The organism is Kitasatospora sp. NPDC058406 (assembly GCF_042722765.1).
In the GTDB taxonomy this organism is placed as follows: domain Bacteria; phylum Actinomycetota; class Actinomycetes; order Streptomycetales; family Streptomycetaceae; genus Kitasatospora.
The window spans coordinates 1-15,584 of record NZ_JBHXKE010000220.1 but is presented as its reverse complement, the minus strand read 5'-3'; the positions used below and the strand labels follow the sequence as shown (position 1 = coordinate 15,584).

Here is a 15,584-nt window from a genome sequence, read left to right as displayed (position 1 = left end):
GGACGAGACCCGCGACCGGGAGCCGGGGGCCCGACCGGGCGGGGCCTGATCCCGGGGCGGCCCCGCCCGGATCCCGGGCTCAGTCCCGCGACACGGCGACGCCGGAGGCTTCGGCGCCTGCGGTCTCCACACCTGCGGTCCCGGTGTCGGCCGCCGTGGGGCCGGCGGCGAGTGTGGTGATCGTGGTGAGGCGCTTGGTGGCCCGGGTCAGGGCGACGTAGAGGTCCCGCTCCCCGCCGGGGTGCGCCCCGGTGATCCCGGTGGGATCGACGACCACGACACCGTCGAACTCCAGACCCCGCGCCTGGGAGGCCGGCACCAGCTGGACCGGGCCGGGCAGGACGGCGGCGAGCTCCGCGACCCGGTCGTCGGCGCAGACCACCCCGACCAGGTCGCCGGGGTGCTCCCGGGCCTGGGCGTTGACCTCCCCGAGGACCGCGGCGGCCAGCGTGTCCGGCGCCGTGGCGACCGTACGCGGAGCCTCGCCGTGACGGATCGACCGGCTCGGTTGCTGGCCCGGGGCGATCCGGGCCAGCAGCTCGCGGGTGGTGGCGAGGATCTCCTCGGTGGTGCGGTAGCTGACGGTCAGGGTGTTGAGGGTGAACCGTGAGCCGAGCTGCGGGGTCAGCGCCTCCTCCCAGTCCCGCGCGGTCGTCGCCGGGCCCGCCTGCGCGAAGTCGCCGACCAGCGTCATCGACCGCGCCGGGCACCGACGGGCCACCATCCGCCACTGCATGGCGGTGAACTCCTGGGCCTCGTCGACCACCACGTGGCCGTAGGTGCGCTGCGGCGGCCCGTCGAGCAGGCAGGCGGCCTCGTCCAGCAGCGGCACGTCGGCGGCGGTCCACGGCGCGTTCGGGCTCCGTCGCAGGAGGCCCCGCTCCTCGGCGGTGAGCCGTGGCAGGTAGCGGGCCGTCACGTCGGGCCGGTCCAGCAGCTCCCGGACGAGGTCCTCGGCCCCGAGACGGGGCCAGAGCTCCTCCACGGCCCGTTCGACGCCGAGGTCGTCCAGCAGGGCGGCCCGGACGGCGTCGGGGTCGAACACGTCGGTCGCGTCGACCACCGGCGGCCCGTCGAGGCCGAGCTGGCGCAGGTCCGCGGCGGCGGTCCGGTCGAGGTTGATGCCGGTGAGCTCGGCGACCTGGGCGTCGATGAGGTCCAGCACCGCCTCGGTGCCCCGCTCCAGCGCATCCGTGACGGCGTCGACCAGCTGTTCCTTGAACACCTGTCGGGCCTGGTTGTGGCCCAGGCCGGTGCGGGTGGCCACCTCCCGGGACCGGGCGACCTCCTGCTCCGTCAGCTCCACCCACTCCTGGCCCGACCGTACGGTGAAGCCGCCCTCCGGGGCCTGCCGGGAGCGCACCAGCTCCGCCAGCGCGTCGGCCAGCTCCGCGCCGCCCTTCAGCCGGGCCGCGTCCGTGGCGTCCGTGGCGTCCGTGCCGCTCGGACCGTCCGCGGTCGCCGGCCGGATCCCGGCGAGGTCGGCGCAGGTGGCGAGCACGACGTCGTTCTCGCCGAGCGAGGGCAGCACCTGCGAGATGTAGTCGAGGAACCGCGTGTTCGGCCCGAGCACCAGCACACCGCGCTCCGCGGCCCTCGGGAACGCGTACAGCACGTAGGCGGCCCGGTGCAGGGCGACGACCGTCTTCCCGGTGCCGGGTCCGCCCTGCACCACCGTCATCCCCCGGTGCGCGGAGCGGACGATCGCGTCCTGCTCGGCCTGGAGGGTGGCGACCGCCGCGCCCATCCGGCCGGTCCGCCGCGCCTGCAACGCCTCGGTCAGCGGGCTGTCGCCGACCACGTCCTCCTCGGTGGGCGAGGACCCGTCCAGCAGCTCGTCGCTCACCCCGACGACGGTGCGGTCGGCCGTCCGCAGATGGCGGCGGCGCCGCAGGCCCATCGGGTGGACGGCCGTCGCCACGTAGAAGGGCCGTGCGGCGTCCGCCCGCCAGTCGACCAGGACCGGGAGATCGGCGTCCTCCACGTGCAGACCGATCCGTCCGATCCGCAGCGCGAAGCCGTCCCCGGCGTCGATCCGGCCGAAGACCAGTCCGTCCGCCGCGCCTTCCAGCCGGCGCGCCTCGGCGGCCCACCGGTGTGCGGCCAGCTCCCGCTCGTGCACCTCGCCCGCGCTGCCGGGCGCCGCCGCGAGTACCTGCGCCAACCGCGCGCGCGCGTCGGCGAGGCGTTCGTCGAGCAGCCCGTACACGGCCGACACCTCGGCCCGCTCGGCCTCCACCACACGCACGGTGCTGTCATTGACCTGCGACAAGACAGGTCCTCCTCTCGGTCCGGCGCACCACTATGCGGTGGATCCCCTCCGAACGAAAGCCTTGACTTCACTGGATTCCTGAGTCCTCCCGGGAGCGTCGGACCCCCGTGGCGCGTGGCCGGACTGACGGGTCGTCGTCCACGGCGGCGCGCCGGCCGGTACGCTCGCCGACGCCGAGATCGCCGCGGGGCTGTGGAACGCCCGCCCCTGGAACGCCCGCACCCGGACGCGCGGGAGAATGACCGGGTGACCGACACCACCCTCAACCTCTGGCGACAGCCCCTCGGCACGGTGCCCGAGGAAGTCTGGGACCGCACCGACCTGACGGTCCTGATCCTCGCCGAGACGGGCATCACCGAACTGCCGCCCACCGTGAGACGGTTGGGGAGACTTCGCACCCTCGACCTCGGCCACAACCGGCTCACCGCCGTACCCGAGGAGATCGGCGACCTCGCGGGGCTCACGGACTTCCTCTACCTGCACGACAACGCGCTCACCGGCCTCCCCGCGGCACTCGGCCGGCTCACCGCACTGCGCTACCTCAACGTCGGCGAGAACCGGATCGACCGGCTGCCGGACAGCCTCGGAGAGCTGACCGGCCTGGTCGAACTCCGCGCCCAGCACAACCGGCTCACCTCGCTGCCCGGCTCGCTCGGAGGACTCCGCGCCCTGCGTGAACTCTGGCTCCGGGGGAATGCGTTGACCACCCTGCCGCCGTCCTTCGCCGGGCTCGGTGAACTGCGTGAACTCGATCTCCGGGAGAACGCCCTCACCGCCGTCCCGGTGGCGCTGGCCGGCCTGCCCTTGCTGCGCCGGCTCGACCTGCGGGCCAACCTGATCACCGAACTACCGTACTGGCTGGCGGAGTTGCCTGCCCTGGAGAAGCTCGACCTGCGGTGGAACGACCTCGGGCCCGCGACCCGCGCGCTCGGTGCCCTGGCCGAACGCGGGTGCGTCGTCCTCCGGTGAGGTCCGGTGAGGTCCGGTGAGGTCCGGCGTGGGGCGGCGTGGGGCGGCGGGCGGAAAGCCGCTCGCCGCCGTCCGGGGCCCCTGCTACCGTGGAACACATGAAGCGCGCTGCTGCCGTCCTCACGACGACGCCGGAGAGAGTCCCGGTGCGCTGACTGCTGACCTAGTCCGAAGCCCCGGGGCGAGTGCCCCGGGGCTTCGTCGTACCGGTCCACTCGCCCGCAGATCCGAGTGGAGACCGCCGCCATGAACCGCACCTCCGTGCCCGACCACGCCCACGCCGCGAGCAGCGGCCCCGTGACCGGTGATCGTGCCGACGACCACCGGCGGCTGGGCCGCGAGCTCGAACTCTTCGGAACCGACCCGCTCATCGGGGCCGGACTGCCGTACTGGCTGCCCGACGGGGCCGAGATCCGGCACACCCTGGAGGAGTTCGTCCGTGCCCGGGAACGCCGGGCCGGCTACCGCCACGTCTACTCGCCGGTGCTGGGCAAACGCGAGCTCTTCGAGATCTCCGGTCACTGGCAGCACTACCGCGAGGACATGTTCCCGCCGATGGACCTGGGAGCCGAGCAGGTCGTGCTGCGGCCCAGCCTCTGCCCGCACCACGCGCTGATCTACCGTTCCCGTGCCCGGAGTTACCGTGAACTTCCCCTGCGGATCGCCGAGCTGGGCGGCATGTACCGGTCCGAGCCGTCCGGTGTGCTCGGCGGGTTGACCAGGGTCCGGGCGATCCAACTGAACGACGCGCACGTCTTCTGCACCCCCGAGCAGGCGGGCGACGAGGCGGTCGCCGCACTGGAGCTGATCGGGGACGCGTACCGGGCGCTCGGGATCCGGCCGGTCCGCTACCGCCTCTCCCTGCCGGGCGCGGGCGGCAAGTACGTGGCCGATCCCGCACTGTGGGAGCGGGCCACCGCGCTGCTGACCGGGGTGCTGGAGCGCTCCGGGGTGCCGTACGAGGCGGCGGAGGGCGAGGCCGCGTTCTACGGCCCGAAGATCGACGTCCAGATCGCCGACGCCGCCGGCCGCGAGTCCACCCTCTCCACCGTGCAGATCGACTTCCACCAGCCGGAGCGGTTCGGGCTCCGGTACATCGGCCCGGACGGTGCCAGGCACCGCCCGGTGATGGTCCACCGCAGCGTGATCGGCAGCGTCGAGCGCGTGGTCGCGCACCTGATCGAGCTGTACGGCGGGGCCTTCCCGGCCTGGCTGGCCCCGACCCAGCTGGTCCTGCTGCCGCTCTCCGAGGGCGAGCGGCAGCAGGCCGAGCGGCTCCGCGCGCGGTGTCTGGACCGCGGGCTGCGCGCCGAGGTCGCCGGGCCCGACCGGGGGAGCCTGGGTGCCCGGATCCGTGCGGCCAGGCCGGCCCCGTACCTGGCGGTCATCGGGCCGCGGGAGGCGGCGGACGACCTCGTCGCCCTGCGGCTGCGGGACGGGCGGCGGCTCGATCCGCTGCCGGCCGCCGAGGCGCTGTCCCGGATCGGCGCTCTGGTGGGCGCGTGCAGCCTGGACCTGTGGGACGAGGAGCCCGCGGGCCGGGAGTCGGGCGGCTGACGAGGCCGCGGGCGCCCCGGTACCCCGCCGGAGGCCCGGCGGGGTACCGGGTACCGGTCCGTGACGGGGTCTCGGCCGGTGCGGGCGAGCGGCGGACGGGCCGGCCGCGGTGCGGTCGTACACATATGACTAGCAGAGGTGTGCGGTGTGTCGGCCCGCCCGTACGGCCGGCCCGCCGTTCGATGGGGGCCGGCGGCCCGGGTCCGGGGCCGCCGACGTCCCCGACCCCGTCCCCGTGCACCGGGAGGTACCCCCATGCGCCTCGCCCCCAGGCTCACCGTCGCCACCCTCACCGCCGCCCTGACCCTCACGGCCGCGGCCGTCGCCGCCCCGGCGGCTCCCGCCGTCCACCGCCCGCTGCCCGTCCCGGACACGCGGTACTGCGCCGCGGTCGTCGGCCACGCCACCGCCGAGGACGACCTCGGACGGGCCTACACCGACGCCGTCTGCGACCTCAGGTTCTTCCGCAGCTGACGGACCCGCACCCGCTTCGGCGCCCGGGCCCCGGCCCGGGCGGTCGGTGTGCGCCACGCCCTGCTCGGCCGGGTTCACGACGGGCCGCCGCGTTCGCCCCGACGGCCGGGCGGGGCGGCCCTACCCGACTGGAAGCGGGCGGCGGGCGCCCGCGAACTCGCCGGCCCAGCGCGGCAGGTCGAGCACGCCCTCGACCCGGGCGATCAGCGTGCCGGTGCGCTCGGCGTGGATCATCGCGCCGTCGCCGGCCCAGAGGCCGACGTGGTGCAGCGGCGCGCCCGGGCGGGAGAAGAAGAGCAGGTCTCCGGGGAGCAGGTCGGCCCGTGCCACCGGAGCGGACCGGTGGTACTGGGCGACGGTGTAGTGCGCCAGCTCCACCGCACCGCCGCTCGCCCGGTACCAGCAGTACAGCGCCAGGCCGCTGCAGTCGAAGCCGACGGTGCTCTCGCCGAGGCACCGGCCGTCGAGGTAGCCGTTCTCCTCGTCGCAGAAGCCGAGGCTCGGGCCCAGCCGGTCGCCGCCGCCCCAGGCGTACGGCACTCCGATCTGCGCGGTCGCCACGGTGGCCACCCGGCGCCCCAGGGCCTGCTCGGGGGAGTCGGCACGGGGCCGGACGGGGGCGGGTCGGGCGGGAGGGGCCGCGGCGGACGCGGTCCCGGCGCCCAGGGCGGGCGCGACGCCGGCCCCCAGCGCCAGCCCCAGGACGCGGCGGCGGCCCAATTCCGGTGTCGGCGGCGGGAACAGCACGAGAGCCTCCTCGGTCGTCGGCGGGCCACCAGGATCCCGGCCGGAGGCCGCGACCCGCCATCACCCGGAACGGTGAATTCTCCGGACACGGGTCCGCGGCCGTCCGGGTCGGCCTCGTTATTCGATTGACGGCCCGTGGGCGGCGTGCGAACGATGGGCGCGGCATCACCCGCGACCACTTCGGAGGACTTCGTGAGCAGCGCCGTCAAGTTGATCCGCAACCACCGGCTCACCCCGGCCGTGGACTACGCGTACGCGGCGGCGGTCGATGCGCCGGTCCGCTCGCTCTGGCTGGCCGGGGCCTGCCCGCTCGACGCCGAGGGCCGTACCGTCGCGGTGGGCGACCACGCCGGTCAGACCCACCAGGTGATGCGGAACCTGATCACCGTGCTGGAGGACGAGGGAGCGGCGCTCACCGACCTGGTCCGCACCACGGTGTACGTCGCCTCGGCCCGGCAGAGCGATCTGGTGGCGGTCTGGGAGGTCTACCGCGAGTACCTCGGCGACCACGACGTGCCGAGCACCCTGGTCGGGGTCACCGTCCTCGGGTACCACGACCAGCTCGTGGAGGTCGAGGCGGTCGCCGTCCTGGGGTGACGGGCGCGGGCGGTCCCGATCCGGCCCGGTCGTCCGCCGCCGCCCGGTCCGCCCCGGCGGGGAGTTCACCTTGCGGTCGACAGGAGGAAGTCTCACCGTTCAAATCGGACCGCATGGTCGGTATTCTCTGACGCTGAGTGTGCGGCGCCGCTGCCCGCTGCCCTGGTGGCGTGCCCGTGGGCGGCATCGGCGGCCGGGTAAGATACGGGCTGTTTGGTTTTGTTTCCTGGGTGGGAGTGGTCGTGATGGCGCGACAGGAGCGGGCGCTGCGGACGCGGCGGCTGATTCTGGAGGCGGCGGCCTCGGTGTTCGACGAGTCCGGCTACGAGGGGGCGACCATCGGCGAGGTGGTGGCCCGCGCGGGTGTGACCCGGGGCGCCGTCTACTTCCACTTCGCGTCGAAACGGGAGCTGGCCCAGGGCGTCATCGAGGCGCAGTACGCCAGCGAGGCCGTTCCCGAGCGGGCCTGCAAGCTTCAGGAGTTCGTGGACACGGGGATGGTCGTCACCCACCTGATCCCCACCGACCCGATGCTCAGCGCCGGTGTGAGGCTCTCGGTGGACCAAGGGGCGGACGGCAGCCTCGGCGTCGACGCGGCCCCCGGGTGGATAGCGCGCCTGGAGCGGTTGCTGGTGGCCGCGGGGGAGCGGGGCGAGCTGCTGCCGCACGTCGTGCCGGCCGACACGGCCGCGCTGATGACGGCGTCCTGGGTGGGGGTGCAGCTCCAGTCGCAGCGGTTCACCGGACGCGCGGACCTCGCCGTCCGGGTTGCCACGCTGTACCGGCACCTGATGCCGAGCATCGCCGTACCGGGCGTCCTGGCCTCGCTCGACCTGTCGGCGGACCGGGGCGCGCGGGTCGTCGCGGAGATGGCGGCCGCGGATCCGGCCGCTGCGGAGGAGACGGCAACCGACGTCGCCGAGGCACCAGAACCAAACAGCGTGTCCGGTTTTCCCGTGAAGCCCTGATCGCTCCGCCCGACTCCGTAGCGTCATCGCCGCCCGGGAACCCTATGTCGATTGCCACCGAAGCTCGGCAGTGATGGGCTGTGCCGCTATGGATCATGAAGAACTTCTTGCCCTGGTCGACGAGCACATCCGGCGCGGCGCACAGCCCGAGTCCCCGGCGGCACGCGTCGAGCACGTCGGCGCCGTGGTGCGGCAGAGCGGCCCGGACAGCGTGTGGAACGGCGTGCTCTGGTCGGACCTGGGCACCCGCGCCGGTGTCGGCACCGCCGAGGACGCCGACCACGCCGAGGACGCCGACCACGCCGAGGACGCCGACCACGTCGACCGCGCCGTCGCCGACCAGATCGCCTACTTCACCGCGCTCGGCCGGGACTTCGAGTGGACGCTGTACGGGCACGACCGCCCGGCCGACCTCGGGGACCGGCTGCTCGCCGCCGGGTTCACCCCGGACGAGCCCGAGACGCTGATGGTCGCGCGGGTCGCCGACCTGCTCGCCGGGCCGGCCGGAGCGGGACGGCCCGGCGCCGCCGGGATCACGTTGCGCGAGGTCACCGACGAGGCCGGGGTGGATCAGGTCGTGGCCGTCCACGAACAGGCCTTCGGCGCGGACGGCTCCCGCCTGCGCCGCCGCATCCTGGCCCAGCTGGCCGAGTCCCCGGACACCCTGCGGATCCACCTCGCCCTCGCCGAGGTGGACGGCCGAGAGGTGCCGGTGAGCGCGGCGCGGTTGGAGCTGCACCCGGGCACGGGGTTCGCCGGGCTCTGGGGCGGCGGCACGGTCGAGGCGTGGCGGGGCCGTGGCGTCTACCGCGCGCTGGTCGCGCACCGGGCCCGGCTCGCGGACGAACTCGGGTACGCGTACCTGCGGGTGGACGCCTCGCCGCAGAGCCGGCCGATCCTGGAGCGCCTGGGTTTCGCGGCCCTGACCACGGCGACGCCGTACCACTACGGCCACTGACCGCGCCCGGGCCTGGCCGGCCCGAGCGCCGTGCGCCGGCCGGGCCGGCCGGGAGGCTCAGCGGATGACCGGAAGGACCGCCGTACGGGTCCGCCCCGCCGCGGCCTCGATGAACTCCACCGGATCGGCGATCTCCGCCAGCAGCACGCGGGTGGCCTGCAGCGCACCGTCCGGCGGCGGCGGGCCGCCGATCGCCGCCGTGAGATCGAGCAGGTGGACGGTCGCCTCCATCACCGCGACCTCGGCGAGGGCGCCCAGCGTGGCCGTACCGAGGAGGGGGTGGGCGATCACGGTCGTCGGAGCCAGGTCCGCGATCCCGGCCAGTGCTTTCGGCCCCTCCGTGGCGAACCGGGCCACCAGGGCGCCGGTTCCGACCGTCGCCGCCAGCTCCCGCGCGTCATCGGCGACGAGATCGGCCGCCGTGTGCGCCACGCCGTCGGGCCGGTTGTACGCACGCAGGACGGCGGAGCCGTGCGCCACGGTCGCCGGCCGGTCGACCACGGCCTCCCGCATCCGGGTGAACAGCCCGGGTGTCGGCGCCACGTGGGCGTACAGCTCGCGCACCGACCAGCCCGGAAGCCGGGTGGCCCGCCCCCACTGCTCGGCGTCCAGGGCCGCCCCCCGCTCGGCCCACGTCGCCCAGAGCTCGGCCAACAGGACCCGGTACCGGTCGTTCTGATGGTCCGTCCGCTGCGCCATCGCCTGTTCCTCCTGCTCTGCCGTACGGATCGCGGCCCACCCTAACCGAGGTCGGTACGGCGCCCGCGGGTGCCGCCCGGCCCGGGTCGGCCCAGGTCGCGCAGGGCGTCCAGCACGTCCAGGCCCAGCTCCGGCGCGGCGTCCTCCGGCAGGCTGACCGAGATCCTGGTGGCCAGTCCCGCGTACCGGTGGTGGATCTCGCGTGCCACCTGCCCGACCTCGCCGGCGACGGCGAAGGTGTCGTAGACCCGGTCGTCGATCAGCCCGGTCATCTCCTGCCAGCGTCCGCGCACCGACAGCCGGTGCAGTTCCTCGTGGAGGTCCTCCCAACCGTGCTGGGCCAGCACCGGTCGGTAGGCGGGAGTGGAGGCGTAGAAGGCGAGCCGCTCGCGGACGCCGGCCAGGTTGGTCCGCAGTTCCTCCTCGGTGCGGCCGGTCGCGGTGAGCACGTTGCCGACGACCTCGAACGGCCGGGCGGTCCAGGCCGCCCCCTCGGCCTCGGCCCGGCCGCGCTCCTCGGCGAGGGCCGGGAGCACCTGCCCGGTGAGGTAGTCGACTGAGGTGAACGGGTGGCTGAGGAAGCCGTCGGCGACGGCCCCGGCGGTGCGGACCATCAGCGGACCGACGCCGGCCAGCAGGATCCGGGGCACCCCCGACGGGACCGGATCGGGGGAGAAGACCGGGGTCATCACCGTGTGCCGGTAGAAGTCGCCGCGGAAGCGCAGCCGTTCACCGGTCTGCCAGCTCTGCCAGATCGCCCGCACGGCGTGGACGTACTCCCGCATCCGGGCGGCGGGCCGGTCCCAGGGCATGCCGAAGCGCTTCTCGATGTGCGGCTTGACCTGGGAGCCGAGGCCGATGACGGCCCGTCCGCCGGAGGCCGCGTGCAGGCCCCAGGCCTGGTAGGCGAGCGTCATCGGGGTCCGGGCGAGGGCGACGGCGACGCCGGTGGCCAGCTCGACGGTGCTGGTGCGGTCGGCGGCGCGGGCCAGCTGGAGGAACGGGTCGTAGGCGGTCTCGGAGACGACCAGCCGGTCCATGCCCCGCCGTTCGGCCTGCTCGGCGGCGTCGAGGATGCCGGCCGGGTGCCCGGAGGCGGTGGCGTCGAGTCGGAAGGCGGCGGCCTGCGGGCGGTCCATGGTGTCGGCTCCTGGTCGGGCGTGGCGGTGGGCTCCGGTAGCCTCCCACGCCACCCGGGACGCGGCCGTACGTCCCCGGGCCGGGCGGCGGTGGCAGGGGCTCGACGGCGGTGCGCGGGGGCGCCGAAACGCGCGGACGGCCCCGTGATCCTCACGATGAGGGTCAGACTGTTACCACCAGTGACGGCGCTCCGGCCTGCGGCACCCGTACGGGCTGCGAGACTGGGGGCCATGAACCCTGACCGTCGCAGCCTCGGGCTGCCCGCCTTCTCCGAGCCCGCCGCCGATGCTCCCGTGCCCGCCCAGCCGGGTGGGCGCCGGCTGCTTCCGGTCGAGCAGGGCGCGGACTTCCGCCAGCCGCCCGGCGAGGCCGTGCCTGCCCCTGCCCCGGCCCGGCGCTCGCTCGCCGCCGGAGGCCTCACCTTCTCCGATCCGGAGCGGCAGATCTGAGCGCTGCCCGCCGCAGGTGACACGCTCGTCCTGCGGCGGGCACGAATCCCCGGCCCGTCGGCCGTGTCCCGGTAGCCTACGAACGAGCGCCCGCCGGACCCGAGACGCACACTCACGGGCCATCACCGGCGGGTGCTGTTCTGCGGGCGGACTCACTCCGTTCCGCCCCGGTGGCACCCCTCCGGTGGATCTCACCGGTCCCGTGCGGACGGAGCCTGGGTGCGGGGCCAGGGGCGGCCGTCGAGGCGTTCGATGTCGGTGTTGAACCGCTGTAGGTAGGTGGCGAAGGCGGCGACGTCCTCGGCGGACCAGTCGGCCATCACCAGGTCGAGGGCCTGTGCGTGGGCCGCGCGGTCCTCTTCGAGTCGACGGTGGCCCTCCTCGGTGACGCGGAACTTGCGGGCCATCCCGCCGTCGGGGTCGGGGATCCTCTCGACCAGCCCCGCGCGTGTCATCGCGGCGGTCTGGCGGTTGAGGGTGGAGGCGTCGAGTCCGAACGCGTCGCTGAGCTCGCCGATCGACATCGGACCCTGCATGCCGATCCGGCTGAGCAGGATGTACGCCGACCGGTCCAGCCGGCTGCCCTGCGGGCGGGCGCCGGAGGGGCTCAGGTAGTGGTGTCGGCTGAGCACCATGTACTCGAACGCGACGTCGTCCGTGGGGCCGCCCATGATGCCGTCCTCCGTCGGTTCCGTGCAGCTCTGACCTGCGGCGTCGGTCCAGTATCGCAGGGTGTGCACCGGTCGATGAATGTGCACGATACATATGATGTGTACTATGCATAGGTCGCGGCGTGTGCGTCCACGTGTCCGCCCCACCGAGTTTCCGAGGAGATCCCCATGGACGGCCCCCAGGCCACCACCCGGACCGGCGGTGTGGTCGCCACGCTAGCCCTCACCGGCACCGTGGCCGCGATCATGCAGACGCTGGTCACCCCGCTGATCGGCGAGCTGCCCAAGCTGCTGAACACCACCCCGTCCAACGCCACCTGGGTGATCACGGCGACCCTGCTGTCGGCGGCCGTGTTCGTGCCGGTCAGCGGGCGACTGGGTGACCTGCTCGGCAAGCGGCGGATGCTGCTGGCCTGCTGCGTTCCCCTGTTCGTCGGCTCGGTGATCTGCGCGCTCACCTCCTCCGTCCTGCCGATGATCGTCGGACGCGGCCTCCAGGGCGTGGGGATGGGCGTGGTGCCGCTCGGCATCAGCCTGCTCCGCGAGGTCCTGCCGCCGGAGCGGCTCGGCTCGGCGATAGCCCTGGTCAGCGCCTCCATGGGCATCGGCGGCGGTCTCGGGCTGCCGATCTCGGCCGCGGTGGCCGAGTACGCGAGCTGGCGGGCGCTGTTCTGGGGAGCCGCCGCCCTCACCGTGGCGATCACCGCGATGATCTGGTTCCTCGTCCCGGCCCCCGCCGTCCGCCCGGCGGGCGGACGCTTCGACCTGGTCGGCGCGATCGGCCTGGGGGCCGGGCTGGTCTGCCTGCTGCTGCCGGTCTCCAAGGGCGGTGACTGGGGCTGGACCGACGGGCTCACGCTGGGCCTGTTCGGTGCGGCCGTCCTCCTGCTCCTCGCCTGGGGCCGCTGGGAGCTGCGCATCGCCGAGCCGCTGGTCGACCTCCGGGTGACGGCCCGCCCGCGCGTGCTGCTGACCAACGCGGCGTCGGTCCTGGTCGGCTTCGGCATGTACGCGCAGGCACTGATCATCCCGCAGCTGCTCCAGCTGCCCGAGGCCACCGGCTACGGCCTGGGCCGGTCGATGCTGGCCATGGGGCTGTGGATGGCTCCCTCGGGCCTGATGATGATGGCGGTCTCGCCGCTCGGCGGGCGGCTCTCGGCGGCCCGCGGTCCGAAGTTCACGCTGGTCGCGGGCGCCCTGGCGATCGCCACCGGCTACGGCCTCTCGATGGTGCTGATCGGCTCCACCTGGGGCGTCCTGGTGGTCACGCTGGTCTGCAACGCCGGGGTGGGCCTCGCGTACGGCGCGATGCCGGCGCTGATCATGAGCGCGGTGCCGCTGTCGGAGACGGCCTCGGCGAACAGCTTCAACACCCTGATGCGCTCGCTCGGCACCTCGCTCTCGGCCGCCGTCGTGGGCGTGGTCCTCGCGCAGCTGAACACCACCGTGGGCGGGCACACGCTGCCGTCCGAGGCCGGCTTCCGGGTGGGCCTGCTGATCGGCTGCGGTGTCGCGCTGGGCGCCGCCGCGGTGGCCGCGACCATCCCCGTGTCGCGCGACGACGCGGGCGGACGGGCGGCCTCCGATCCGGGCGTCGACGCGGCCGGCGGGGAGCGGGCGGGAGCGGCGGAGGGCGCGGCGCGCGCCTGACCGGCGCGCGGCCCCGACCCGCCCACCGGCGGGTCGGGGCCTTCGTCGTGCGCCGTCCCTCCCGGGTCGGCCGTCCCGGGTCGGCCGTCCTGCGTGGAGCCGGCCTGCGCGGAGCCGTTCGTCGAGACCTGTGCCCGCCCACCGGCGGGCCGCCGTCAACCTCACTCTTCACAGGTTCACGCCGCCGCGCGCCCCGGGTTGTATGGCCGCTGGCAGCAGTGACCGCACGGTGGAGGGACGGCCCGATGGGCGTGTTCGGTGGACGGGGGAGGACGGCGGCGGACGCGTCGCCCGACGGCGCGGACGAGCGCGTCGCGTCGAGGCGCCACCGCCCGGCCGCACGTCGGCTGTCGGCGCTCGCCTCCGCCGTGATGCTGCTGGCCGTCGGCGGCTGGCTCTGGGGTGCGGCCGACCCGGCGCCGGCCGGGGGCGGTGCGGCCGGTCCGGTCCGCAGGCCGACCGAGGACGAGCTGGACGTCCTGCAGCGCGCGGAGCAGCTGCTGATCCGCGACTGCATGAAGGAGCAGGGCTTCTCCTACTTCCCGGTGCCGCGCCGCCCGTCGGCCGACTACCGCGAGTTCCCCTACGTGGTGGACGACGTGGACTGGGCCCGGACCAACGGATACGGGCGGGCCGTCGAACGGCGCCTGGACGAGGAGGACGCGGTCGCCCCACGGACCGCGTACTACCGGAGTCTGCCGCCCGACCGGGCCCAGGCGCTGGGTGTCGCCCTCAACGGCCCGTCCCCCACGGGGCTGGAGGTCGCGAACCCGGTGGGCGGTCGTCTCACCCACAGCGACCAGGGGTGCGTGGTGGGAGCCTGGCAGCGGCTGTACGGGGACGCGCGCGCCTGGTTCGGCTCCAGCGAGGTCGTGAACAACCTCTTCGGTATCCGGGCCGGCCGGGTGACCCAGGACCCGGCGTACCGGGACGCGGTCGCGGTGTGGAGCGCCTGCGTCGCCGGACGCGGTCACCCTGCCGACGACCCGAGGCAGTTGAGGGATCGTCAACTGTCGCGGGAGGGGGAGGCGGCGGAACGGGAGGACGTCCCGGTGGCGGTCGCCGAGGCCGAGTGCGCCCGGTCCACCGGTCTGGACACCACCGTGTCGGGACTGGACCGGCGGTACGCCGACGCCGTCCGGGCCGAGCACCGGGCCGTCTTCGACACCATGTGGCGCCTGCAGACCGGGGCGCTCCCCACCGCTCGCGAGGTAGCCGCACGCGGCTGACCTGGCGACACGTAAGAACACACCGGACACGGTGACGGCACCCGGCGCCGGACGCGGCCCCGGACGAGGCACGGCGCGTGCAGGACGGAAACACCCGGTACGGAGGCTCCCGGCACGTAACACCCGGCACGTATCACCCGGCACGTAACGCCCGGGGCGGAACACCGGTACGGAACACACAGCACGACGACACACGAAGAGGAGTGGCAGGATGAGGAAGCTCAGCACGGCCCTGGTGGGTCTCGTCGCCGCGGGAGCGGCGGTCCTCGCGGTGCCCACCGCGGCGCACGCCGACGGCGGGTGCAACTGGACCAACTTCTGTGCCTACGCGGACGACACGGGAGCCACGGTGCAGTGGTCCGGCCCGTCGGACGACTGGCCGAGCTCGGTCAAGAACAAGGTCGACTGGGTCGGCAACAACGGTGCGCCGGGCGGCCGGGACAAGGTGAACATCTACTGGGGCACGGCCGCCGAGGGCTACGGCGCCTACGCCTGCATCGGCTACGGGACGTCCTGGAACCTGCGCGGCAACGGCTACTACCTGACCTGGACCCGCAACGGGGACAACCGGGGTCTGAACCAGAGCCTGCACGACAACGCGGCCTCGCACCGCTGGGTCACCTCCTGCGGCAACAACACCTGGTAGACCGGATCCCTCCGGGAGGTGCGGCGCGTCGGCTCCGGCCGGCGCGCCGTATCAGCACTGCGCGACCCAGCGGTGGGACCGGGGCCGGACCGAGGGGTCGAGGTCGGTCCGGGTCTGGACGGGGAGACAGGCCAGGAAGCCCGTCAGGCCTGGTCGTTCGAAGTACTCGACGTCCTTCTTCAGCGCGCCCATGTCCGGTCCGTACCCGTTGTTGAAGATCGAGCGGGGCGGCTTCCGTGCCATCCAGGGGCAGGCGATCTGGTCGTCCAGCCAGTCGTCGTCGGCGTCGATCCACGAGCACATCTCGCCCCGGCCGCCGTGCTCCGAGAAGAGGCAGACGGCGCTGCGGATACATCGCTCGTAGCCCTCGGCCCCGGCCCGGGGGGCCAGACCGATCCAGAGCACCCCGCTGCCCACCGCCGCCAGGACGGCCGCGCCGGCCAGCAGTCGACGGGAGGCCCGCCGGCGTCTTCGGAGCCCCTGGCCGGGTTCCCCGCCCGGTGCTCCGCGCGGCCGGTGCGCCGGGCGTGCGGCTGCCGTCGGCCGGTCTCGCGCCGC

The 15,584-nt window shown here is 74.4% G+C and carries 16 protein-coding genes; 10 read left to right on the top strand and 6 right to left on the bottom strand.

Translation table 11 applies throughout. The features are described 5' to 3' along the window. Positions 1-79: 79 nt before the first annotated feature. Entirely contained in the window at positions 80-2,272 is a 2,193-nt protein-coding gene (locus tag ACFWOG_RS32020) for a HelD family protein (RefSeq protein WP_380362590.1), read from the bottom strand. A gap of 246 nt (positions 2,273-2,518) precedes the next feature. Between ACFWOG_RS32020 and ACFWOG_RS32015 the strand changes: the two genes are divergently transcribed. The 3 genes from ACFWOG_RS32015 to ACFWOG_RS32005 all read left to right on the top strand — a co-directional run bounded on the left by ACFWOG_RS32015 (position 2,519) and on the right by ACFWOG_RS32005 (position 5,272). Next, the gene (locus ACFWOG_RS32015) at positions 2,519-3,241 is read left to right on the top strand and encodes a leucine-rich repeat domain-containing protein (RefSeq protein WP_380362588.1); all 723 of its coding nucleotides are present in this window, start codon (positions 2,519-2,521) and stop codon (positions 3,239-3,241) included. A gap of 246 nt (positions 3,242-3,487) precedes the next feature. Beyond that, positions 3,488-4,798 carry a threonine--tRNA ligase gene (thrS, locus tag ACFWOG_RS32010; protein ID WP_355400316.1) on the top strand — a complete coding sequence of 437 codons (1,311 nt, stop codon included), beginning with the start codon at positions 3,488-3,490 and terminating at the stop codon, positions 4,796-4,798. Positions 4,799-5,053: 255 nt separating this feature from the next. After that, positions 5,054-5,272, top strand: a complete 219-nt coding sequence (locus ACFWOG_RS32005; protein ID WP_329875784.1) for a hypothetical protein — start codon at positions 5,054-5,056, stop codon at positions 5,270-5,272. A 120-nt stretch (positions 5,273-5,392) separates the two neighbouring features. On the opposite strand, the gene ACFWOG_RS32000 is transcribed toward ACFWOG_RS32005, so the two are convergent. After that, positions 5,393-6,019 carry a C40 family peptidase gene (locus ACFWOG_RS32000; RefSeq protein ID WP_380362585.1) on the bottom strand — a complete coding sequence of 209 codons (627 nt, stop codon included), beginning with the start codon at positions 6,017-6,019 and terminating at the stop codon, positions 5,393-5,395. A 192-nt stretch (positions 6,020-6,211) separates the two neighbouring features. Here ACFWOG_RS32000 and ACFWOG_RS31995 point away from each other — a divergent pair, with 192 nt between their 5' ends. The 3 genes from ACFWOG_RS31995 to ACFWOG_RS31985 all read left to right on the top strand — a co-directional run bounded on the left by ACFWOG_RS31995 (position 6,212) and on the right by ACFWOG_RS31985 (position 8,542). After that, a complete protein-coding gene (locus ACFWOG_RS31995; protein WP_329875788.1) occupies positions 6,212-6,616 on the top strand; it encodes a RidA family protein in 405 nt (134 codons plus the stop codon). Positions 6,617-6,861: 245 nt separating this feature from the next. Then, the gene (locus ACFWOG_RS31990) at positions 6,862-7,584 is read left to right on the top strand and encodes a ScbR family autoregulator-binding transcription factor (protein WP_380362582.1); all 723 of its coding nucleotides are present in this window, start codon (positions 6,862-6,864) and stop codon (positions 7,582-7,584) included. Between the two features lie 88 nt (positions 7,585-7,672). After that, on the top strand, positions 7,673-8,542 hold the full coding sequence (locus ACFWOG_RS31985) for a GNAT family N-acetyltransferase (protein WP_380362580.1): 870 nt from the start codon (positions 7,673-7,675) through the stop codon (positions 8,540-8,542). A 57-nt stretch (positions 8,543-8,599) separates the two neighbouring features. Here the strand turns inward: ACFWOG_RS31985 and ACFWOG_RS31980 are convergent, their stop codons facing one another. Together ACFWOG_RS31980 and ACFWOG_RS31975 are read right to left on the bottom strand one after the other, a co-directional pair. Beyond that, positions 8,600-9,241: a maleylpyruvate isomerase N-terminal domain-containing protein gene (locus ACFWOG_RS31980; RefSeq protein WP_380362578.1), complete on the bottom strand. Its 642-nt coding sequence runs from the start codon at positions 9,239-9,241 to the stop codon at positions 8,600-8,602. 41 nt (positions 9,242-9,282) lie between these two features. Then, positions 9,283-10,380, bottom strand: coding sequence for a TIGR03617 family F420-dependent LLM class oxidoreductase (locus ACFWOG_RS31975; protein ID WP_380362576.1), 1,098 nt, complete (start codon positions 10,378-10,380; stop codon positions 9,283-9,285). Positions 10,381-10,611: 231 nt separating this feature from the next. Here ACFWOG_RS31975 and ACFWOG_RS31970 point away from each other — a divergent pair, with 231 nt between their 5' ends. Further along, on the top strand, positions 10,612-10,830 hold the full coding sequence (locus ACFWOG_RS31970; RefSeq protein WP_329875798.1) for a hypothetical protein: 219 nt from the start codon (positions 10,612-10,614) through the stop codon (positions 10,828-10,830). Positions 10,831-11,021: 191 nt separating this feature from the next. On the opposite strand, the gene ACFWOG_RS31965 is transcribed toward ACFWOG_RS31970, so the two are convergent. After that, entirely contained in the window at positions 11,022-11,501 is a 480-nt protein-coding gene (locus ACFWOG_RS31965; RefSeq protein ID WP_329875800.1) for a MarR family transcriptional regulator, read from the bottom strand. Positions 11,502-11,669: 168 nt separating this feature from the next. On the opposite strand from ACFWOG_RS31965, the gene ACFWOG_RS31960 reads away from it, so the two are divergent. The 3 genes from ACFWOG_RS31960 (at position 11,670) to ACFWOG_RS31950 (ending at position 15,026) form a co-directional block, all read left to right on the top strand. Beyond that, the gene (locus ACFWOG_RS31960) at positions 11,670-13,151 is read left to right on the top strand and encodes an MDR family MFS transporter (protein WP_380362574.1); all 1,482 of its coding nucleotides are present in this window, start codon (positions 11,670-11,672) and stop codon (positions 13,149-13,151) included. Between the two features lie 245 nt (positions 13,152-13,396). Beyond that, positions 13,397-14,380, top strand: coding sequence for a hypothetical protein (locus ACFWOG_RS31955; protein ID WP_380362572.1), 984 nt, complete (start codon positions 13,397-13,399; stop codon positions 14,378-14,380). A gap of 211 nt (positions 14,381-14,591) precedes the next feature. Beyond that, positions 14,592-15,026, top strand: a complete 435-nt coding sequence (locus ACFWOG_RS31950; protein WP_355400299.1) for a hypothetical protein — start codon at positions 14,592-14,594, stop codon at positions 15,024-15,026. 51 nt (positions 15,027-15,077) lie between these two features. On the opposite strand, the gene ACFWOG_RS31945 is transcribed toward ACFWOG_RS31950, so the two are convergent. Then, the coding region (locus ACFWOG_RS31945) for a peptidase inhibitor family I36 protein (protein WP_380362569.1) at positions 15,078-15,584 on the bottom strand (507 nt) is incomplete at its 5' end.

Coding starts and splice junctions, on each gene's coding strand:
- thrS (WP_355400316.1), top strand. CDS start 3,488: ATGAACCGCACCTCCGTGCCCGACCACGCCCACGCCGCGAGCAGCGGC.
- ACFWOG_RS32005 (WP_329875784.1), top strand. CDS start 5,054: ATGCGCCTCGCCCCCAGGCTCACCGTCGCCACCCTCACCGCCGCCCTG.
- ACFWOG_RS31990 (WP_380362582.1), top strand. CDS start 6,862: ATGGCGCGACAGGAGCGGGCGCTGCGGACGCGGCGGCTGATTCTGGAG.
- ACFWOG_RS31985 (WP_380362580.1), top strand. CDS start 7,673: ATGGATCATGAAGAACTTCTTGCCCTGGTCGACGAGCACATCCGGCGC.
- ACFWOG_RS31980 (WP_380362578.1), bottom strand. CDS start 9,241: ATGGCGCAGCGGACGGACCATCAGAACGACCGGTACCGGGTCCTGTTG.
- ACFWOG_RS31975 (WP_380362576.1), bottom strand. CDS start 10,380: ATGGACCGCCCGCAGGCCGCCGCCTTCCGACTCGACGCCACCGCCTCC.
- ACFWOG_RS31970 (WP_329875798.1), top strand. CDS start 10,612: ATGAACCCTGACCGTCGCAGCCTCGGGCTGCCCGCCTTCTCCGAGCCC.
- ACFWOG_RS31965 (WP_329875800.1), bottom strand. CDS start 11,501: ATGGGCGGCCCCACGGACGACGTCGCGTTCGAGTACATGGTGCTCAGC.
- ACFWOG_RS31960 (WP_380362574.1), top strand. CDS start 11,670: ATGGACGGCCCCCAGGCCACCACCCGGACCGGCGGTGTGGTCGCCACG.
- ACFWOG_RS31955 (WP_380362572.1), top strand. CDS start 13,397: ATGGGCGTGTTCGGTGGACGGGGGAGGACGGCGGCGGACGCGTCGCCC.
- ACFWOG_RS31950 (WP_355400299.1), top strand. CDS start 14,592: ATGAGGAAGCTCAGCACGGCCCTGGTGGGTCTCGTCGCCGCGGGAGCG.